The following is a 20,782-nucleotide window of genomic DNA, read 5'->3' on the forward strand; positions in this document are numbered from 1 at the left end:
CGGCTGCGCCATCAGGCAATCAGCCCGTCAGCCTGCCCACCCAGGCGCGCCAGCACGCCATCGCCAAATATCTGCTGGTAGGGCAGGTCCTTGCGCTGCGCATAGCCGATATAGCAGTCGCATTTGAGGCGCGGACAAGGGCGCTCCTGCAGGATGTCGGCCAGATCGTCGGTGTACAGATTGCCGAGGCGCTCGGGCAGGAAATGGCAGCGCGCCAGTGTGCCGTCGCCATCGACCGACAGCGCCGTCTCGCCGGCCAGACAGCCCTTGCCGCGCGAAGGAACCGGTCGGCGATTGTGCGCAAACCACGGATCGATGGCGTCGAGCCAAGTCAGGTCCTGTTCGCTGTAGTAGCCGGGGCCGCGCCGGTCATAGGCATTGAGCCACAGGTAGACGTGTTTTGGGAGCGCGGCGCGCAGTTCGGCAATCGCCTCGAAATGCTCGCGCATGGCCACCACGCCGACCGAATAGCGTATGCCCATGGCGTCCAGCCGCGTGCAGCGCTCGATAAAGCGCGCCAGCGTGGTTTCGCCAGGATGGTAGGTACACCACAGGCCGATCTTTTCGCGTCCGGGCAAGCCGTCGAGCCATTTCAGGGGGCCGGACAGATTGGTCTGCAGCGCCACCTGGCGCACCTGCGGCAGGGCGGCCAATTGCGCCATGGCATGGCGGTAGTGGCGCCGTACCAGCGCTTCGCCCCATGGTGTAAACAGCACGCTGATGGGGCGCTGTGCTTCAGAGACCCACTGCACAAAGCGCGCCACTTCGCGCGCATCGTGTGCCAGCGCGGCGCGGCTGTCGCGTTTTTTTGCGAACGGGCAGTAGGCGCAGGCGTAATTGCAGCTGGCCAGCGTGCCGCGGTATAGCAGCGACAGGCTGCCGGCCTCGCCGAAGCCAGGAGGCGCTGTCAGCATGCCTGGCCGCTTTCTTCCATCAGGCGGCGCACCGTGGGCGAAATCAGCCACGGGCCGATGGTGTCGGCATAGGCATAGCCGCGCTGGTTCAGGCGCAGCAGCGGGCCATCTTCGGTGACCAGTTCGAGCGCATGCAGTTCGGCCAGTTGCGGCAGATCGGCTTCGCATTGCGTGCCGAAGCGTGCCGTATAGGCGTTGCGATCCAGACCCGGTTCGGTCAGCAGCGACTGAATTACAAAGCGGCGCCGCTGTTCGTCTTCGTTCAGCACATAGCCGTGTTCGGCCTGCGCAAAACGCGCCTCGTCCAGCGCCAGATACTGTTCGATAATCCCGATGGTCTCGACCCGCGCCACCGCATATTCGCTCGAATAATGCAGCTGCGAGGTGTACGAACGCGCGCCGGCGCCCAGGCCCACCATGCCGTCGTTCTGGCAGCAGTAGGATGGGCCGTTCTGCTCGGGCGCATGCGGTGCGCGGAACATGCGCATCGAGACCTGCTCGTAGCCCTGCGCCAGCAGATGTTCGCGTGCGGCTGCATACAGCGCCAGCCGGCTGTCGCCGTCGCGCGCCAGCATGATCGGGTCCAGGCTGGCCGCGCCCTGGCGGCGCGCCACTTTGCCCAGGCCCGTTTGCTCGCGCACATACAGCGGATACAGATAGATTTCTTCGGGCGCAAAGGCCAGCGCGCTGTCGATCGAGGCCAGCAGGCTGGCAACCGTCTGGCCGGCAATGCCGTAGATCAGGTCCAGGTTCAGGGTGGGAAAGCCGGCTTCGCGGATCAGGGCGATGGCCTGCTGCACCGTGCTGTTTTGCTGCGGCCGCGCCAGCGCGCGCATTTCATTGGCGGCAAAGCTCTGGATGCCCAGGCTGACGCGGTCGATGCCATGCGCGCGGCACACGGCCATGCGCTCGCGCGTGACCGTTTCGGGCGCCGCCTCGATGCCCGCTGGCGTTTGCTGCAGGTCGATGCCGAGTATATCGCGCGCGCCGCACAGCAGGGTGTCAAGCTGCTGCGCCGACAGGTAGGTGGGCGTGCCGCCGCCCAGCGCAAAACGGGCAAATTTCCGCTCGCCCAGCGCGCCATCGAGCGCGCGCATCTGCACCAGCACCTGCTGCACATAGCGCTCGACCATGTCGGCGCTGGGGCGGGCCATGGCAAACAGATTGCAAAAGCCGCAGCGCATTTCACAGAACGGAATATGGATATAGGCAAACAGGGCGGAGCGATCCTGCTGCGCCCACAGCGTCGCCAGCGGCGTAGCCTCGGCCAGCGTGCGGTAGGCCGCCTTGTGCGGGTAGGAATAGGAATAGGCCTGATAAGGCGTATGGCGCATGCGCTGCGCCAGCGCGCCTGGTTGTTCCGATGGGTTCATGCTGTGTGCTCCTGGGCCGTTGGCGGCGGAATAAAAAAATTCGCGTACGGCACCTGCCATACGCTGTCGTGGGCGACGCGGTGGCCCTGATAGCCATCGTCGCCATAGGCGCTGCCGTGGTCCGAGCAGACAATGGCAAAGGTGGGCGCGCGTCTGGCGCAGGCCTCGAACAGCGGCGCCAGCGCGCCATCGACATAGCGCAGCGCGGCCGCATGGCTGTCGAGATTATCTTGCCGGCAGCCGGGCAGGTAGGCGCGGTTCGGCGCATGCAGCGCGGCCACGTTGATAAACAAAAAGGTGCGTCCTTCGGTAGCGGCCAGCCGCTCGCAGGCCAGCTTGACCTGCTTTTCGGTCGAATGGCGGCTGGCCACGCCCATGCCGGGGCTCCAGTGGCTTTCCTGGAACAGGCCAGGCAGTACGCTGCCCAGGGCCGTCTGCTTGTTGAAAAAACCTACGCCGCCGATGCAGATGGTGCGGTAGCCGCGCGCGGCCAGTGCGGCCGGCAGGTCGGCTTCTTCAAACGCAAAGGTGCGCGCAGATGTCGTTTCGCTGCCGGCAAAGGCGCTGGCAAACAGGCGCGCATGGCGTCCGGGTTGCGCTGGCGTAGGCAGAAAACCGGCAAAGAAGGCCTGATGCGCTGCATAGGTAAAGGTGGCCGGACTATGGCGCTTGTCCCAGCCGCCAGCAGCCATGTATTGCGCCAGCACCGGCAGTTCGCCGGCCTCGAACAGTGTCTGCGCCACATCGTAGCGCAGCGTGTCCAATGTAATGAAGACGATATCGTGGCTGCCAACGACCGCGTGCATATCGGGGATAGGGTAGAGGGCTTCAGGCATGATGCAATTGTGCGGTGTAGGTGTCCTGGCCTTGCCACAGCAAGCCTGGCAGCAGGTCGCCAAAGGTGTTTGCTTCCAGCACATGAGCGCAGCCCTGGCGTACGACCAGGTCGTAGCCGGTGACGTGGCTGTGCGGAAAGGTGCTGGCGGCCTGGCGGCAGGCTGCCTCCATGGCGGCCGTGTCGCGTGCGTCAAGCAGGCCATCGGTGTCGCCACGGCGGTTGTCGAGATGCAGATTGGTCATCATCCGGGCGCCGATGCGCGCTACCCGGTGCGCAGGCATGCCCGCAATCGTCACCACGCGCAGGTCGTAATGGCCGCTGCCCAGGCGCGGCTTGGGCAGCCAGGCTTCGGCGTAGAGCTGCTGCTGCGCCAGTGCGTTGACCAGGGCGGCAATCTCGGCATGCTTGCTCAGGCGCGAGATACGTTTGTCATTGAACAGTTGCGTAACACCATCCTTGCACACGATTCTGGCCGAACTGGTGGACTGCACCCGGCCATCGCGGTGGCGCCGCAAGGCCACCACGCCCGACGCCGACGAACCATAGCGCGGTTTCAGATAGACGCGGTCGATCCCTTGCTGTTCCAGCAGTGATTGCAGCTGCTCGTAACCGGCCACCCGTCCAAGCAGGGTAGGGATGGTCAGGCCATGCGCGGCCAGATGCTGCTGGCAGGTCAGCTTGTCGGTCATGCGCAGTATTTCGGCCGGCGCATTGAACACGCGCACCTGCTGCAGCGCCGCCAATTGCTCCGTCAACTGCGCCATGGCAGAGCGAAAGCCGGCAAACCAGGCGTCCATCGCCAGCAGTTCGCCATGCAAGGGAGCTGCGACCGGGGCGCGCCCTTGCAACCGGCAGCCGTCGGCCAGCAGATGCCAATGCGCGGCGGGATCGTCGCCGGGCGGCTCGATCTTGAATGCGCAGGGCGGGGCAAGCGCAGCGTCAAGCAGTTCATCGAGCAACCCAGGCTGGCGCAGATAGTCGCGCCATTCCAGTATCTGCGCCGGCGGCAGCTGCAACTGCGCGCGCGCGGCCTGCATCAGGCGCACGCGCTTGCTGCCTTCTGTTGCCAGCAAAATCAGATGGTCGGACAAGGCAGGAACGCCTTATTCGCCGACAGCCACGTAGCGATAGGTTTCGCCGTCGTCTTCGTCGTCTTCCTGCGGATCGTCGAGCACCACCTCGAACGGCAGCTGTTTGAGCTTTTCCTGGTTCGCTTCAGAGATATAGTGGTGCGACAGGTCCAGGCGTTTGAGCTTGCCGAACTGGCGCCCTTGCAGGATGGCCTTGGCGCCGACGTCGCCGATGGTGCCCAGCGACAGGTCGAGCGTATCGAGCTGGCCCACCAGCGGCTCCTGTGCCAGCCACACAGCCAGGTCATCGGCGATGCACGAGTCGCGCAGGCCCAGGTAGCGCAGCGTTGGCGTCGCCAGCTGCGCCAGCACCTTGCGGTACAGCTCCACATCGCCCGAAAAACCGTAGTCGTCGCTGCCCAGCCACAGTTCCAGGTGTTCAAGCTGCGGCATACTCGACGCGGCCAGCGCCTGCGCAATCTTGTCGGACAGGCCGCCCGATTCGATCGTGAAGCGGCGCAGGTTCTGGTGCGCAAACGGCTCGATCACCAGATCGTTGCCGCCACGGATGCGCAGCTCTTCCAGCTGCGGGAAGGCGTCCAGCAGCGGCTTGTAGCTGCCTTGCACGATCCACGAGATTTCGCATTCTTCATACGTCATGTCGCCGATAAAGATGGCGCGCAGGTTCGGCAGTTGCGGCGCCTGTTTGATCAGTTCGGCCATCGCCTCGTCGGCGCCCGAGTCATACGGCTCGCCCCACATGCCCAGGATAATTGCCTCGAGCTTGCTCTTGTCGGCCTTTTCCAGGAAGCCGGCAATCAGCTCTTCCATCTTGCCCTCATCGTCGTAGTCGAGCGACAGGCGGTAGACCACGTCCGGCGACGGATCGACCGGCAGGTCAGGGTCGTACTGGACGACTTTTTTGTTATGGAAGGTGACGGTGCTGTCGGAAATGGTCATTGCTGGGCTCTCCATGGCAAACGGTGGGTGCCTGGATGCGCTGCGCACTGTGCCCTAAGACATCCAGGCGCGGAAATCTTGTGTATTACAAAATCTTAGCATGGGTGTAAGAGCATATTGCGCACTGCTGAAAAGCAATATTGCACCTGAGGTTAGCGGTGTATCACCACCAGCAGCGCCTTGCCCTCGGTTTTGCCCAGATTGCGGATGGTATGTGGCTGGTCGGCCGGATACCTGGCTGTGCCGCCGTTCTTGACCTTTTTCCTGGCCGTGCCGACTTCCAGTTCCAGGTTGCCGTGGATGACTGTCAGATGCTCGGTGGTGCCCGGGTCATGCGGTTGCGAGGCCAGTTCGCCGCCCGGCGCCAGCGTGACTTCATACCACTCGTATTTACCGGCCAGTTCCATCGGCCCCAGGATGCGCAGCACGTAGCCGGCATGGTCGCCGGGCAGGGTCGGCGTTTCATGGGCGTCGGTAATGCGGATGGTTTCCACGGCTTTTTCCGCGCTCGACAGCAGTTCGCCGATCTGCACGCCCAGTGCATTGGCCAGGCGCCAGGTAATGGCGATGGTGGGGTTGGCCTTTTCGCGCTCGATCTGCGACAGCATGGACTTCGAGACGCCGGCGATGCGCGACAAATCCTCCAGCGTCAGGCCGCGCGCCAGGCGCAGTCGTTGCAGGGTGGCGCCCACTTCGGGCGGAGAATTGGTCGTAACGCTGGTTTTCATCGGCAGTTGGCTTGCAAAGTTCAATGGGCTTCGGTAATATCCATTATATTGAATTTCAGTTCAAAATAATGGATCAAGAGGGCGATCCTGGAAACGTGTAGACTTCCAGGCACAGCTTCACGGTACAGCATACCTTGCGAACCGGTCAAGCCACGGCAGCCCTCCCACCAGTACATATTCGGCACACAGTCAAACAAGGATCAGGAACATCATGAGCAAGCAAGCGAAGAACACCTTTTTCAGCGGTCTGCAACAGAACCTCGATCAACTGCGCCAGCAGGGCCTGTACAAGCCCGAGCGCGTGATTGCCTCGCGCCAGGGCGCTGAAGTGGTGTGCGACGATGGCCGCACCCTGATCAATATGTGTGCCAATAACTACCTGGGCCTGTCGGGCGACATGCAAACCCAAGAAGCGTCGATTGCCGCGACCGAAAAATACGGCTATGGCCTGTCGTCGGTACGCTTTATCTGCGGCACGCAAACCGTGCACAAGGAACTCGAGCAAGCCATTTCAAGTTTTCTCGGCACCGAAGACACGATTTTGTACGCGGCTGCCTTTGACGCCAACGGCGGTGTGTTCGAGCCGCTGTTCGACGAAAACGACGCGATTATCTCGGATGCGCTGAACCACGCTTCGATCATCGACGGCATCCGCCTGTGCAAGGCCGGCCGCTACCGCTACCTGCATAACGACATGGCCGACCTGGAAGTGCAGCTGCAGGCCGCCGCCGCCGCCGGCAAGCGCCACAAGGTGATCGTTACCGACGGCGTGTTCTCGATGGACGGCACGATTGCGCAGCTCGACAAGATCTGCGACCTGGCCGACCAATACGGCGCGCTGGTGATGATCGACGAGTGCCACGCCTCGGGCTTTATGGGCGCGTCCGGTCGCGGCACGCACGAGCACCACAATGTGATGGGCCGCATCGACATTATTACCGGCACGCTGGGCAAGGCGTTGGGTGGCGCAATGGGCGGCTTTACTTCGGCGCGCAAGGAAGTGATCGACACGCTGCGCCAGAAGTCGCGTCCTTACCTGTTCTCCAACACGCTGGCGCCCTCGATTGCCGGCGCTTCACTGTCGGTACTCGAACGCCTGGCCAAGTCGACCGAACTGCGCGACCGCCTGCATGAAAACACGGCGTTTTTCCGCAGCGAGATCGAGCGCATCGGCTTTACCATCAAGCCGGGCACGCACCCGGTGGTGCCGGTGATGCTGTTTGACGCACCGGTAGCGCAAAAGTTTGCCGCCCGCCTGTATGAGCTGGGCGTGCTGGTGACCGGCTTCTTCTACCCGGTGGTGCCGATGGGCCAGGCGCGCGTGCGCGTGCAGCTCTCCGCTGCGCATAGCCGCGAGCAGCTGGTCACGGTGCTGGCCGCATTCGATCAGGCGGGCAAGGAACTGGGTCTGCTCAAGACCACCACCAATTAATAAGAACAAACAGGAACTCAAGATGGAACGTATTTTAGTCATTGGCGCAAACGGCCAGATCGGCAGCGAACTGGTTGGTGCACTGGCCCTGCAGCATGGCGCGGACAATGTGATTGCCAGCGATATCAGCACCACCAATCTGTACCAGGCCAAGCGCTATACGCAGTTGAATGTGCTGGACAAGGAAGCGCTGTCGGCGCTGATTGCCAGCGAAGACATCACCCAGGTGTACCAGTTGGCCGCGATGCTGTCGGCCACCGGTGAAGCGGCGCCACTGAAGGCCTGGAGCCTCAACATGGACGGCCTGCTCAATATCCTGGAACTGGCGCGCGAGCGCGGCGAGGCAGGCAAGCCGCTGCGCATCTTCTGGCCGTCGTCAATTGCCGCTTTCGGCCCGAATACGCCGCAGGTCAATACGCCGCAGATGACGGTGATGGATCCGACCTCGATGTACGGCATCAGCAAACTGGCTGGCGAGCGCCTGTGCGAATACTACTTCAACAAGTATGGCGTCGATGTCCGCAGTATCCGCTACCCCGGCATTATCAGCTACAAGTCGCCACCGGGCGGCGGCACCACCGATTACGCGATTGCGATCTTCCACGCAGCCCTGCGCGGCGAGCGCTACGACTGCTTCCTCGGCGCGCACACCACGCTGCCGATGATCTATATGCCCGACGCGATCCGCGCCACCATCGAACTGATGGATGCGCCGGCTGAACAGATCGCCATCCGTTCGTCCTACAACGTGGCCGGCGTGTCGTTCAACCCCGAGCAGCTGGCGCAAGCCATCGTGCAAAAACTGCCGGACTTCAAAATCGCCTATACGCCCGACAGCCGCCAGGCGATTGCCGACAGCTGGCCGCAAAGCCTCGACGACAGCCGCGCCACGGCCGACTGGGGCTGGAAAGCAGCGATTGGCGTCGAGCAGATGGTGGCCGACATGCTGGCCAACGTCAACGTCAACGTCGGCCAGCCAGAAGAAATCGCTTCGGCAGCGTAGGTCGCGTAGGTCGGATTAGGCCCCAAGGGGGCCGTAATCCGACAACATTGTTGGCGTAACAAGTGTTGGCATGACCAGTAATCCAACAACAGCAAAAAAAACAAAACACCAAAATAAAGAGACACCGCATGGATATGAGCGTATTTGACCTGTTCAAGATCGGCATCGGGCCGTCGAGTTCCCACACCGTGGGGCCGATGGTGGCGGCGCGCCGCTTCCTGCTTGAAGCCGGTCCGCTCGACCAGGTGGTGGGTGTCGATGCGGCGCTGTATGGCTCGCTGGCGCTGACCGGTGTCGGCCACGCCACCGACAAGGCGGTGATCCTGGGTCTGATGGGCCAGACGCCGCAGGACGTGCCGCCCGACGAAGTCGATGCCATGCTCGCTGCCGCCGAAGCGGCCGGTGAGCTGGCGCTGCTGGGCGCGCACAAGGTGCCGTTCAAAGCCGCCATCAACCTGTTGTGGCACAAGAGCGAATCGCTGCCCGAACACCCGAACGGCATGCGCTTTACCCTGCGCCTGGCCGATGGCACGCGCATCGACAAGGTGTACTACTCGATCGGCGGCGGTTTTATCCGCGAAGCAGGCGAGGCCGCCATCCCCACCCAGCCGGCAGACGCGGCGCCGGTGGCGTTCCCGTTCGATACCATGGAGCAGCTGCTGGCCCATGGCCGCGCCAGCGGTCTGTCGATCCCCGAAATGCTGCGCGCCAACGAACATGTGCGCCGCAGTGAAGCGCAACTGAACGAGGGGCTGGACCGTATCTGGCACGTGATGCGCGACTGCATCGCCCATGGCCTGGACACCACCGGCAACCTGCCGGGCGGGCTGAATGTGAAGCGCCGCGCCGCCAAATTGTGGCGCCAGGCGCAGGATGCCAAGGCATCCCCAAGCCGCGCCAACGATCTGCCGCACGACGCAGTACACTTGGTCAGTCTGTATGCGATGGCCGTCAACGAGGAAAACGCGGCCGGCGGGCGCGTGGTGACAGCGCCGACCAATGGCGCGGCCGGCATTATTCCCGCCGTGCTGCGCTACTACGCGCACGACTGCCATCCAAGCGACCCGGTTGGCGGCGTGCGCCGCTTCCTGCTGACGGCGGCGGCCATCGGCATGCTGTGCAAGCGCAATGCCTCGATCTCGGGCGCCGAAGTGGGCTGTCAGGGCGAAGTCGGCGTGGCCTGCGCCATGGCCGCAGCCGGCCTGGTGGCGGCGCTGGGCGGCAGCAACGAGCAGATTGAAAACGCCGCTGAAATCGGCATCGAGCACCACCTGGGCATGACCTGCGACCCGATCGGCGGCCTGGTGCAGATCCCCTGCATCGAGCGCAACGGCATGGGCGCCGTCAAGGCCATTACCGCCGCCTCGCTGGCCCTGAACGGCGACGGCACCCACTTCGTCAGCCTCGACGAAGTAATCGAAACCATGCGCCAGACCGGCGCCGACATGCAGGACAAATACAAGGAAACCTCGCTGGGTGGCCTGGCCGTGCATGTGATTACGGTCAATCACGCGGCTTGCTAGAAAAAACCGTCAGGTCGGTAGGTCGGATTAGCGCGCAAGCGCGTAATCCGACAACACCGCAAGCGCTAACAATGTTGTCGGATTACGGCCTCTCCGAGGCCTAATCCGACCTACGGTCTCGGTTAATCACTCCTCCTCGAACAACTGCTCCAGCCGCCTCGGATAGTGATCGAGAAAGTCGCGCGTGACGGCGTAGTGTTCGGTGTCTTCATACGCCACCTCATGGATGCCGCCGCCGGTAAAGCTCAGGATGCGCGCGTTGGGGTAGGCCAGCAAAATGGGCGAGTGGGTGGCGATAATCAGTTGCGAGTCGTCCTGCACCAGCTGGTGGATGACCGACAGGGCCGCCAGCTGCCGGCTTGGCGACAGCGCCGCCTCCGGCTCGTCCAGCAGATACAGACCCTTGCCGCGCAGCTTGTTGACCAGCGTGGCCATGAATGCTTCGCCATGCGACTGGGCGTGCAGCGATTTGCCGCCGTAGCCACCGAGGAACTCCGGCATGTCGTCCATATAGGTAGCAACATTGAAAAAACTCTCCGCACGCAGAAAGTAGCTGTCGGCTGGCTTCTTGTAGCTCTTGCTCAGCCGCAAATGCGCATGCAGCCCCGACTCCTGGTCCGACACGGCGCCGATGCGCACATTGCGCGTGCCGCCGTCCTTGCCAAAACCGAGCGCCACGGCCAGCGCTTCGAGCATGGTTGACTTGCCGCTGCCGTTTTCGCCGACGAAAAACGTCACGTCGCGATGAAAATCGATCTGCCGGAAGTCGCGGATGGCCGGTATCGTGAAAGGGTAGTGATCGAGGTCGACCACGGTGTCGGGCCGCAGCGCGGCGCTTTGCAGATAGGGCTTTTTGTTAAGCGGCATGGCGGCTTTCCGTCGGTGCCCGCAAAGCCGGGCGTGCAGGTTGAAGGACAGGGCAATGCAGGCAAGTGTGGCGTAAATCGCATGCCGGCGCCAGCCCCGGGCGCCGGTTTCTTGACCTGTGCGCCGCGCGCAATGGCCTGGAACGCCGGCTGGCACTATAATATCCGCTCGTTTGCCATTCATTTCAATCGCTCTGCGCTCAACTGGACTCCAATTCATGCACTACGTGTCTACTCGCGCTGCACAAGCGCCTTCGCAATCGCAACAATCGCAACAATTTTCCGACATTCTGCTGGGTGGCCTGGCCCCGGATGGCGGTTTGTATCTCCCTGAACACTACCCGCAAGTCACTGGTGCCGAGCTCAACGCCTGGCGCACATTGTCGTATGCCGACCTGGCCTACGAAATCCTGAAGAAGTTCGCCACCGATATCCCGGACGCGGACCTGAAGGCACTGACCGCGAAAACCTATACCAAGGCTGTCTACAAGAACGCGCGCGCTGGCGAAAACGCCGCCGACATCACGCCGCTGCGCGTGCTGGAAGAAAAACAAGTGGCCGGTGGCCAGACCAAACTGATCCTGCAGGCGCTGTCGAACGGCCCCACGCTGGCCTTCAAGGACATGGCCATGCAACTGCTGGGCAATCTGTTCGAATACGCGCTGGCCGAGAAAAACGCCGAACTCAATATTTTCGGCGCTACCTCCGGCGACACCGGCAGCGCCGCTGAATACGCGATGCGGGGCAAAAAGGGCATCCGCGTCTTCATGCTCTCGCCGCACAAGAAAATGAGCGCCTTCCAGAGCGCGCAGATGTTCAGCCTGCAGGACCCGAACATTTTCAATATCGCCGTCGAAGGCGTGTTTGACGACTGCCAGGATATGGTCAAGGCGGTCTCGAACGACCTGCCGTTCAAGGCCAAACAGAAGATCGGCACCGTCAATTCGATCAACTGGGCGCGCGTGGTGGCGCAGGTGGTGTACTACTTCCGCGGCTATCTGGCAGCGACCACCAGCAATGACCAGAAGGTGTCGTTTACGGTGCCGTCGGGTAACTTCGGCAATATCTGCGCCGGTCATATCGCGCGCATGATGGGCCTGCCGATCGCGAAACTGGTGGCCGCCACCAACGAGAACGATGTGCTGGACGAATTTTTCCGCACCGGCGTGTACCGCGTGCGCAAGTCCAGCGAGACCTATCACACCAGCAGCCCGTCGATGGATATCTCGAAGGCGTCGAACTTCGAGCGTTTCGTGTACGACCTGGTCGGGCGCGACAGCGCACGCGTCAAAGCGCTGTTCGACAAAGTGGAAACCCAGGGCGGCTTCGACCTGTCCGGCAAACCGGGCAGCGACGGCGACGAATTCAAGCTCGTCGCGCAGTATGGCTTCAAGTCCGGCAAGTCGACCCATCAGGACCGCCTCGACACCATCCGCGATGTGGCTGACGACTACGAGATCACCATCGACACCCATACCGCCGACGGCATCAAGGTCGCCCGCGAACACCTGGAAGCGAACGTGCCGATGATCGTGCTGGAAACGGCGCTGGCAGCCAAGTTCAACGAAACCATACTCGAAGCGCTGGGCGTCGATGCCGAGCGCCCAAGCGGTTTCGAAGCCATCGAGGAACTGCCGCAGAAATTTGTGGTGATGGATACGGACGTAGCCAAAATGAAGGCGTATATCGCCGCCAATACGGGACTGTGATGACAGAGCCCGTACGCAAACCGATGCTGTCGGTGGCCGAGGCGCTGGCTTTCATGGCTGCCGCTGCGCGGCCGGTGACCGAAGTTGACCAGGTCGACACCATGGACGCCAATGGCCGCGTGCTGGCTGCTGCCCAAACGTCCACGCTCAATGTGCCCGAGCGTGACAACACGCAGATGGATGGCTACGCCGTGCGCGCTGTCGATTGCGCCAGCGGTTCGGCCAACCTGCCGGTGTCGCAGCGCATCGCGGCCGGCCATATCGGCCAGCCTTTGCAGCCAGGAACTGCCGCGCGCATCTTTACCGGCGCACTGATCCCTGACGGCGCCGACGCGGTGGTGATGCAGGAGCAGTGCACGCTGGCCGATGGCGTGGTCACCATCAACCATACGCCGCAGCCGGGCGAGTGGGTACGCAGGCAGGGCGAGGATATCCGCGCCGGCGGCCAGATATTGGAAGCGGGCCGGCGCCTGCGCAGCCAGGAGATGGGCCTGGCCGCGTCGGTCGGCCTGGCCAGCCTGCCGGTGCTGCGCAAGCTGCGCGTGGCGGTGTTCTTTACCGGTGACGAGCTGGCCATGCCCGGCCAGCCGCTGGCGCCGGGCGCCGTCTACAACTCGAACCGCTTTACGCTGCGCGGCTTGCTGGAAAATCTCGGCTGCGAGATTACCGACCTCGGTATCGTGCCCGACTCGCTGGAAGCGACCCGCAGCGTGCTGCGCCGCGCCGCCGAAGGCAATGATCTGATTATCACCTCGGGCGGCGTATCGGTGGGCGAGGAAGACCATATCAAGCCGGCGGTGGAAGCCGAAGGGCGCCTGAACATGTGGCAGATCGCCGTCAAGCCGGGTAAACCGCTGGCCTTTGGCGAAGTGGGGCAGGCGTTTTTTGTCGGCCTGCCCGGCAATCCGGTATCGAGCTTTGTCACCTTTTTGCTGTTCGTACGCCCGTTTATCCTGCGCCTGCAGGGTGTGTCAGGCAACCTGGCGCCGCGCAGCTACCGGCTGCCGGCAGCGTTCGAGCGCAGCAAGGCCGACAGGCGCAACGAATTCCTGCGCGCGCGCATCACCGACGACGGCGAGCTTGAACTGTTTGCCAACCAGAGCTCGGGCGTGCTGACCTCGACCGTCTGGGGCGACGGCCTGATCGACTGCCCGCCGGGCCTGTCGATCACGCGTGGCGACATGCTGTGCTTTATCCCGTTCAACGAATTGCTGTAATAAGGAAGCCGATGAAAATCAATCTGCGTTTTTTTGCCAGCGTGCGCGAACTGGTGGGCACCGGGCAGGAAGTGCTGGAGCTGGAGCAGGCCACCACCACGGTGGGCCAGGTACGCGCGACACTGCTGACGCGCGGCGGCAACTGGGCCGAAGCGCTGGCCGAAGGGCGAGCGCTGCGCATGGCGCATAACCAGCTGATGTGCGATGCCCAAACAGCTGTTGCCAACGGTGATGAGGTAGCGTTTTTCCCGCCGGTGACGGGCGGTTAAGTTTGTTGTTCAGCGTGCGGGCCTGAGGCCTGCGCGCCTGCTTCGTTTGCCATAGCGCAAATTCAAGCCCGGCCTGCCGTTCTACACTGTGTTTCCCTATGGACACATTGGACGGAAATGGCCTATCCCAAAATTCCCTATGTTACCGGCAGCGATCATGCCTTGCTGCAGTGCGGTCGCGTGCAGGAAAAAATCGTGCGCGTGCGCCCCGAGTTGCCCGGCAATGTGATTGTGATCCACGGCGTCAATGATGTGGGTACCAGTTACGAGGCGGTGGAGCAGGGCCTGTGCCAGGGGCTGGACGCGCGCATGTACGGTGTGCGCGACAGCGGCCGGCCGATTCTGCGGCCTGCCAGTTATCGCAAGCCGCAAACCCAGGACAAGACCCAGCTGGAACCGGACCCCGACGCCGTGTTCTTCAAACGCCAGCTGCTGGCCGCTAGCAACAGCCCGGTAATTCCGTTTTACTGGGGTTACCGCGAGCAGAACGGCGCCAGCAAGGTGGTCAACGGCCAGCATACCGACCGCTATGGCAACCGGCTCGACAAGGACATGTCGAAAAACGGCGGCCCGTTCGGCAATGCCACCAATACCTTGCCGGATATGTGGAACAAGGGTTTGTTTTCGCCGATCGACGTGGGCGGCGACCCGGTGCGCCCCTTGATGACGGCGCCAGGGCGGATGTATATGGTGCTGGCCGCCAGGCGGCTCGCGGCATTGATCGCCATGATACGCGACTACGACAAGGACGATGTGGTATCCATCGTGGCCCATAGCCAGGGCTGCCTGATCTCGCTGCTGGCGCAGGCCTTCCTGCACGACGAAGGGCAGCGCCCGGCCGATACACTGATACTGACCCATCCTCCGTACAGCCTGGAAGAAGATACCACCATGTTTTTCGGCACGGTGGAAGCGAGTAGCGTGTTTGGCGGCGGCACCGATGCAGCGATGGATGGCCAATATGCGGCGATCAGTCACCGCCAGACCCTGCATGCGCGCCTGCAGACGCTGGTACAGATCGTCAACTGCGTACTTGCCGGCAAGCGTGGCACGCGGCCTTTCGCACTGATCAAGGATCACACGCTGTGCCACGGCATGGCCGGTGGCGCCTGGCAGGCCGCATTGGATCGCGACAATCGCGGCAAGGTCTATCTGTATTTCTGTCCTGAAGACATGACGGTGGCGCTCGACAATATGCAAGGGATAGGCTGGCAGGGCGTACCCGATTATCTGCGCGGCAGCCGGCTTGTTGCTGCCAGCGGCAAGACGCAGCACGGTGTGACGGCAGGTGCGCCTGTCATCTGGCAGTGCGTGCAGGAGCGCCGCCAGCCGCTGTCGGAACTGGGCAGCAGCTTTTGCCAGCGCGTCTTTACCGTCAAGCAGCGTCTCGATCCTGCCACCAATGCCGTGGAGCAGGTCAAAGTGGGCCTGCCACCGCATGACTTTGCGCTGCGCGTCGATGGCGAAGACGACCATGTCCATGTTGCCGACGCCAATCGCGGCCATCGCGCCCGGCATGATGAGGCGCAATGGCCGCCGGCCGAGCCCGGCAGATGGAGTATCTCGCGTGCCTTTGGCTGGCATCGAGAGGGCTTGCGTCGCATCAATGGCGAGGCCTTGCGTATTCCCGTGAAGGCGGTGCTCAATGGCGGCGAGGTGCTGCCTGCACAGTTTCCCGCCGATTCCAGCCAGTCGCGCCTGCCGCCCGCGCAGCAGGGGCCATGCGAAGACGTTGACCCCATCGATGCCGCCATCGCCATTACCAGCAAAAAAGGCCTGCGCCAGAGGCCAAGGGAAATCGTTGCCGACCCGCGTGCGCAGGCGGGTCGCATTCCCGAGGGTGTCGCTGCTTTCTTCGGCTCGGGCGAGCACCAGCAGGTGCAGCAGGCATGGAATCGCGGCAAGGCATTGGAAGACCAGAGCGAGCTGTTGCACGTGGGGCGCCATCCGGGCGGAGGCGACCGGCTTGCCATCGTCCGCATGGAAACGCCCAACGAAGCGAGGCTGCGCTGGCAGCAGGAAATCAGCCCCAAGTCATTCCACGGCGCCATTATCGGCAATGCCGCCAATCACAGGCAGGTTACAGCGTATGACGTGGCCATCGGCGGAGGCAAGGCAAGCAGTGATCCCAGGTTTTATCGTTATTTGTGTGCGGTGGCGGATTGGCGGCTGCAGCAGGACGGCGCCAAGGCAGTGCGAGTGGGCATTCTGAGATGGAATACATTTATTAAACAATTTTCAGTTTATCTTGAAAGTGAACCAAATAGCCGCAGGCAAATTATCGAAGGCAGCGCGAGGTATTACAGTACCGGCGAAATGCCTGCCTGGGTTCCAGCATTACACGCTGGTCTTCCATCAGCGGTGGTGTGTGAAACGGTCAGTGGCAGGCGTACTGATTCGACCAAGGAATTTCGCTCCTGGCGGCCAAGTGACGATATCCCTAAATGAGCGCTATGGAGGAATTTCCCATGTCTAATTCTATAAGGCATTATCTGCAGTGGCTTTTACTGGTGCCTCCCTGTGTGGCAGCCAGTTTGCTGGGTGTGCGGTGGTTTGGCCCAAATAAGCCGCTAGCAGTGAGCAAGTCTATCGCCCAGCCACTCCAGCCCAGCGGGCAGGAAAAACGTGAATATGTGCTGGAAGTCATCGGCATGGGCGTCACATTGGACAAATATCGACAGGGAAAATTGTGGGATGCGCTGCAGGGTGGCAATGCTTATGCCAGCATCCGTGAACAGGACGAGAAAAAGTACACATGGGACGAAATGGAAAGAGAGGGTATCGCGGGCGGACGTGGTGGTGATAGCTTGGAAAATGGCGCGGCGCGCACGCCTATGTACTTTGCCGTACCGGTTTTTAATGCCGAGCCCCCCATTTTTGACGCTCGCATGATGGACAGTCTTGATGATCCTTCCATAGGCCTGGCCTCAGGCGCACCTTTGTCTGGTATGCACTGGCACCTGTTCCTGGCCGCAGCCAGGCGTTTTGGCGAATATCCTGACCGTATTCTGGAAGACGTGTTTGCCTTCTTCGACTCCAATCCAGATGCCGCGTACGTCGTGCTCAATGCGGAAGACAGTATGTCCACGCGTAATCTGTATCGCCCGCAGGATTCGCCGCCACTTGCCTGGGATGGCTATTACATCCCCGAAATGCCCGACTCCTCAGCCCTGTTTGTCCTGGCCCGGCGAGAACGGATCGATGCCGTACGCCCGTTTGCCTTCGAAGATGCGCCGCCCGAGGCCAGCGTCAATGATCTCAATGCCCACGGTGTGGCGCGCAGGCTGTTTCTGACCTATAACGAATTGATACGAAAATTACCCAGGCGCAAGCCTGATTCACCGGGCTCGCGTCCGCCGTTGGTCGAAGAATGGCTCCCCGTCGCTGCCCAGTTCGCCCAGCGCAGCGATATCCGCGGCACCGGCAGTTTCAGCATGCTGCACAAGCTCCATCCGCATGACTACCACCCACCGAAAGACTGGAAACCGACGCCATGGTTTCCTGTACCGTTCAACAAGGAGCAGTTGGCGCAGCTCGACGCTTTGCCCACGCTGGGCTTTATCCACCGGCCGACTTATGTGGCGATGGTGGATGCCAGCGGCAAGCCATTGGCCCGGCGTGACGAGCGCGAGCGCGCCCTGCAGACAGGCTGGCAGCAGGCCCTGCGCAGCCTGCCGGAAGGGGAGCGCGCGGCGGCGCCAGCGCGGATAGTAAGCGCCACCGGCGGCAATACACAGCAGGAAGTAGCGCTGCACAAGACATTGATGCAGCACGCGCATGTTGGCGGCCCTGAGCTGGATGCCGGTAATCCTGCGCATTGGATCGATACCGACAGGCGCCTGGGCAACACCGGCGCGGCCACGCTGCTGGTGCAGATGGCCATCGGTGTGATGGGCAGCTACCGCGATGGCGGCGTCAGCGCGGCGATCAACCTGCGCAATCCCGCAGAAGCATCCATCGTAATGATTAGTCCACCGTCAGAGGAAAAACGCAGGTTGCAACAGCATGCGCGGGGCGGCGATGTGTTTGGCCACCATGTGACGCTGGCGATTGATCCGGCCAACTATCCGCAAAACTGAAAGGACTTTTTCTTGTCTGAGCGTTGTGCAGGGAAGCTATATACCGCCGAGGTCGTGTACGAATGGCGGAACTGACCCTGACCCTTTGTGAAACGCTTAGCGGCAAGCGTACCGACTCATTCAGGCAGTTTCGTTTCTGGCAACCAAGCGATCTTACTTCAAAGTGACATGGTATGGAGTTTCTCATGCATAAATCCATATGGCACTATCTGCAATGGTTATTGTTAATACCTCCCTGCGTCGCCCTCGGTCTACTGGGTGTTCGTTGGTTTGGGCCGCACAAGCCGGTTGAAGTTGCCCAGTCTGGCAAGCATATGTTGCAAGCCGTTGAACAGCAACAGCGTGGCTATGTACTGGAGGTCATCGGCATGGGCGTGACGGTGGATAAATATCGTCAGGGGAAATTGTGGGAGGCATTGCAGGGCGGCAATGCTTACGCAAGCATACGTGAGCAGGATGAAAAAAAATATCCATGGGATGCATCCGAACGGGAGGGGCTGTCAGGCGCACGAAGCGGTGATGCACTTGAAAATGGTGCCAGGCATACACCCATGTATTTTGCCGTTCCAGTGTTTAACGCCGAGCCCCCGGTTTTTAACGCAAGTATGGTGGATCGGCCAGATGATCCATTGATCGGTCTGGCTGGCGACTATGCAGCTTCCGGCTTGCACTGGCATTTGTTTATTGCCGGTCCACGCCGCTTCAGCGAATACCCAGACCGCATCGTGGAGGATGTATTTGCATTTTTTGACGCTAATCCTGACGCTCCCTATATTGTCCTCAATTCCGTCGATAGTATTTACGCCCGCGACCTGTATCGACCAGATGGTTCGCCAGCGTTGGTCAAGGATGGCCAGTATGTTCCTGAAATGCCTGATGCATCCGCCTTGTTCGTGCTTGCCCGGCGTGAGCGTATTGATGCGGTACGTGCGTTTGCCTTTGACGATGCGCCGCCCGAAGCCAGCGTCGATAATCTCAATAGCTATGGTGTGGCCAGACGGTTGTTTCTTGCCTACGAGCGCTTGAAGCGCACCGTACCCCATCCCGACAAGGAAAAAGATCCTGTTGCCTTTACCATGCGTGCGCCAACGATAGCCGAATGGCTCCCCGTCGCCGCCCAGTTCGCCCAGCGCAGCGATATCCGCGGCACCGGCAGTTTCAGCATGCTGCACAAGCTTCACCCGCATGACTATCATCCGCCGAAAGACTGGAAACCGACACCATGGTTTCCTGTACCGTTCAACAAGGAGCAGTTGGCCCAGCTCGACGCCTTGCCCACGCTGGGCTTTATCCACCGGCCGACTTATGTAGCGATGGTGGACGCCAGCGGCAAGCCATTGACACGGCGCGACGAGCGCGAGCGCGCCCTGCAGGCAGGCTGGCAGCAGGCCCTGCGCAGCCTGCCGGAAGGGGATCGCGCGGCGGCGCCAGCGCGGATAGTAAGCGCCACTGGCGGCAATACACAGCAAGAAGTAGCGCTGCACAAGACATTGATGCAGCATGTTCAAGAGGGGGGCACGGAGCTGGATGCCGGCAACCCTGCGCAATGGATCGATACCGACAGGCGCCTGGGCAATACCGGCGCGGCCACGCTGCTGGTGCAGATGGCAATCGGCGTAATGGGCAGCTACCGCGATGGCGGCGTCAGCGCGGCGATCAACCTGCGCAATCCCGCAGAAGCATCCATCGTAATGATTAGTCCACCGTCAGAGGAAAAGCGCGGGTTGCAACAGCATGCGCGGGGCGGCGATGTGTTTGGTCACCATGTGACGCTCGCGATTGATCCGGCCAACTATCCGCAAAACTGAAAGGACTTTTTCTTTTCTGACGCGCTGTGCAGGGAAGCTATATACCGTCGAGGTCGTGTACAAATGGCGGAACTGACCCCGCACTGTGCGCAGTCACGCAGATCCGGGAGAGCCGGTTCTGGCTGACAGCGGCTGTTACCATCGAATGCGGCAACCTGGCTATTTTTTGCTGACCTGGCGCGTCGTGTCGTGATACTGCCAAAGCACATTGACGATTTTCCATTCGCTATGGTCGTTCTTGTACAGGTGCATATAGTCGATCCATTCATCAGCGTTCAATTTGACGGTTGCCACACGCTGGTCAATATCGAGAATCCTGATGTCCACACGCGGATGCGCAGGAAATCTTGTGCCGTCTTTATTGTAGTTTCTGGCTACCTTCAACATCGCATCGTAGTCTGTGTTTATGATGAATTCAGACCCGTCGGCGGCCCGCCAATATGTGCGCTTTGCTAGTGTGGGGTCTATCCCGCGCGCCATGCGTAGCGGATCGGCCTGGTGTTGCGATTCAATATAGTCACGTACAGCGCGCTCGATATGCTGCTCATCGGTGAGATCGGCGGCTTGAGCCAGGAACGGTACCAGCAACCAAACAAGCAAAAAAGCACGTTTCATTCTGAAATTTCCTTTATCAAAGGCCGCCAGTGGTCGTAACAAGGCAATCGTGAAATGTCCGTCTGGCCGCAGTTCAATATAGGCAAGACTCCTGCCCGCTATCGGGCCTTCGGCTTGCTGTCCGCGCTGCACGTTGCACACTGCACCGCCTTGCGGTAGCGCCAGTATTTGGAGCCGATAAAAATCGCCGAAGCCACCAGCGACCAGGCCAGCGCGCTCAGGATATCGGCCTGGCTGGTGGTGCCTTTGGAAAATTCGACGATCACCAGAATAATGAACAAAATGCCGCTGGCCAGCACATAGCGGGAAATCCAGAAACCTGCACCCATCGTCTTCTCCTGTCTGCTTTAATTGTCGTCCATGACACTGTGTTTGTTG

The 20,782-nt window shown here is 61.4% G+C and carries 18 protein-coding genes; 9 read left to right on the forward strand and 9 right to left on the reverse strand.

Going from position 1 to position 20,782, the window contains the following annotated elements; genetic code table 11:
* Positions 1–11 precede the first annotated feature (11 nt).
* The 6 genes from GCM43_RS22480 to GCM43_RS22505 all read right to left on the reverse strand — a co-directional run bounded on the left by GCM43_RS22480 (position 12) and on the right by GCM43_RS22505 (position 5,883).
* On the reverse strand, positions 12–914 hold the full coding sequence (locus GCM43_RS22480; protein ID WP_152248119.1) for an STM4011 family radical SAM protein: 903 nt from the start codon (positions 912–914) through the stop codon (positions 12–14).
* A complete protein-coding gene (locus GCM43_RS22485; RefSeq protein WP_152248120.1) occupies positions 908–2,287 on the reverse strand; it encodes an STM4012 family radical SAM protein in 1,380 nt (459 codons plus the stop codon). Before GCM43_RS22485 ends, GCM43_RS22480 begins: the two co-directional genes overlap by 7 nt.
* The gene (locus tag GCM43_RS22490; protein WP_152248121.1) at positions 2,284–3,123 is read right to left on the reverse strand and encodes an STM4013/SEN3800 family hydrolase; all 840 of its coding nucleotides are present in this window, start codon (positions 3,121–3,123) and stop codon (positions 2,284–2,286) included. The genes GCM43_RS22485 and GCM43_RS22490 overlap by 4 nt, the downstream gene beginning before the upstream one ends.
* Positions 3,116–4,216: an STM4014 family protein gene (locus tag GCM43_RS22495; protein ID WP_152248122.1), complete on the reverse strand. Its 1,101-nt coding sequence runs from the start codon at positions 4,214–4,216 to the stop codon at positions 3,116–3,118. The genes GCM43_RS22490 and GCM43_RS22495 overlap by 8 nt, the downstream gene beginning before the upstream one ends.
* A 12-nt stretch (positions 4,217–4,228) precedes the next feature.
* Positions 4,229–5,155 carry an STM4015 family protein gene (locus GCM43_RS22500; RefSeq protein WP_152248123.1) on the reverse strand — a complete coding sequence of 309 codons (927 nt, stop codon included), beginning with the start codon at positions 5,153–5,155 and terminating at the stop codon, positions 4,229–4,231.
* 152 nt (positions 5,156–5,307) lie between these two features.
* Positions 5,308–5,883 carry a helix-turn-helix domain-containing protein gene (locus GCM43_RS22505; RefSeq protein WP_152248124.1) on the reverse strand — a complete coding sequence of 192 codons (576 nt, stop codon included), beginning with the start codon at positions 5,881–5,883 and terminating at the stop codon, positions 5,308–5,310.
* Positions 5,884–6,094: 211 nt separating this feature from the next.
* On the opposite strand from GCM43_RS22505, the gene kbl reads away from it, so the two are divergent.
* From kbl to GCM43_RS22520, 3 genes are all read left to right on the forward strand, one after another.
* Positions 6,095–7,315 carry a glycine C-acetyltransferase gene (kbl, locus tag GCM43_RS22510; protein WP_152248125.1) on the forward strand — a complete coding sequence of 407 codons (1,221 nt, stop codon included), beginning with the start codon at positions 6,095–6,097 and terminating at the stop codon, positions 7,313–7,315.
* A 22-nt stretch (positions 7,316–7,337) separates the two neighbouring features.
* On the forward strand, positions 7,338–8,318 hold the full coding sequence (locus tag GCM43_RS22515) for an NAD-dependent epimerase/dehydratase family protein (protein WP_152248126.1): 981 nt from the start codon (positions 7,338–7,340) through the stop codon (positions 8,316–8,318).
* A 128-nt stretch (positions 8,319–8,446) separates the two neighbouring features.
* On the forward strand, positions 8,447–9,841 hold the full coding sequence (locus GCM43_RS22520; RefSeq protein WP_152248127.1) for an L-serine ammonia-lyase: 1,395 nt from the start codon (positions 8,447–8,449) through the stop codon (positions 9,839–9,841).
* Positions 9,842–9,967: 126 nt separating this feature from the next.
* On the opposite strand, the gene GCM43_RS22525 is transcribed toward GCM43_RS22520, so the two are convergent.
* Positions 9,968–10,708 carry an AAA family ATPase gene (locus GCM43_RS22525; RefSeq protein ID WP_152248128.1) on the reverse strand — a complete coding sequence of 247 codons (741 nt, stop codon included), beginning with the start codon at positions 10,706–10,708 and terminating at the stop codon, positions 9,968–9,970.
* Between the two features lie 217 nt (positions 10,709–10,925).
* Here GCM43_RS22525 and thrC point away from each other — a divergent pair, with 217 nt between their 5' ends.
* The 6 genes from thrC to GCM43_RS22555 all read left to right on the forward strand — a co-directional run bounded on the left by thrC (position 10,926) and on the right by GCM43_RS22555 (position 19,789).
* Positions 10,926–12,416 carry a threonine synthase gene (gene thrC, locus GCM43_RS22530; RefSeq protein ID WP_152248129.1) on the forward strand — a complete coding sequence of 497 codons (1,491 nt, stop codon included), beginning with the start codon at positions 10,926–10,928 and terminating at the stop codon, positions 12,414–12,416.
* Complete coding sequence (locus GCM43_RS22535) at positions 12,416–13,633, forward strand: molybdopterin molybdotransferase MoeA (protein WP_152248130.1); 1,218 nt, start codon at positions 12,416–12,418, stop codon at positions 13,631–13,633. Before thrC ends, GCM43_RS22535 begins: the two co-directional genes overlap by 1 nt.
* Positions 13,634–13,644: 11 nt before the next feature.
* Positions 13,645–13,902 carry a molybdopterin converting factor subunit 1 gene (moaD, locus tag GCM43_RS22540; RefSeq protein WP_152248131.1) on the forward strand — a complete coding sequence of 86 codons (258 nt, stop codon included), beginning with the start codon at positions 13,645–13,647 and terminating at the stop codon, positions 13,900–13,902.
* A gap of 117 nt (positions 13,903–14,019) precedes the next feature.
* A complete protein-coding gene (locus GCM43_RS22545; RefSeq protein WP_152248132.1) occupies positions 14,020–16,350 on the forward strand; it encodes a T6SS effector phospholipase Tle3 domain-containing protein in 2,331 nt (776 codons plus the stop codon).
* A gap of 128 nt (positions 16,351–16,478) precedes the next feature.
* A complete protein-coding gene (locus tag GCM43_RS22550) occupies positions 16,479–17,981 on the forward strand; it encodes a type VI lipase adapter Tla3 domain-containing protein (protein ID WP_193315709.1) in 1,503 nt (500 codons plus the stop codon).
* 185 nt (positions 17,982–18,166) lie between these two features.
* Entirely contained in the window at positions 18,167–19,789 is a 1,623-nt protein-coding gene (locus GCM43_RS22555; protein ID WP_193315710.1) for a type VI lipase adapter Tla3 domain-containing protein, read from the forward strand.
* Between the two features lie 159 nt (positions 19,790–19,948).
* On the opposite strand, the gene GCM43_RS22560 is transcribed toward GCM43_RS22555, so the two are convergent.
* On the reverse strand, positions 19,949–20,545 hold the full coding sequence (locus GCM43_RS22560; RefSeq protein WP_226929616.1) for a nuclear transport factor 2 family protein: 597 nt from the start codon (positions 20,543–20,545) through the stop codon (positions 19,949–19,951).
* Entirely contained in the window at positions 20,503–20,733 is a 231-nt protein-coding gene (locus GCM43_RS22565) for a hypothetical protein (protein ID WP_152248136.1), read from the reverse strand. The genes GCM43_RS22560 and GCM43_RS22565 overlap by 43 nt, the downstream gene beginning before the upstream one ends.
* Positions 20,734–20,782: the final 49 nt, after the last annotated feature.

It is taken from the genome of Janthinobacterium aquaticum (assembly GCF_009208565.1).
Classification (GTDB): Bacteria; Pseudomonadota; Gammaproteobacteria; order Burkholderiales; family Burkholderiaceae_D; genus Janthinobacterium.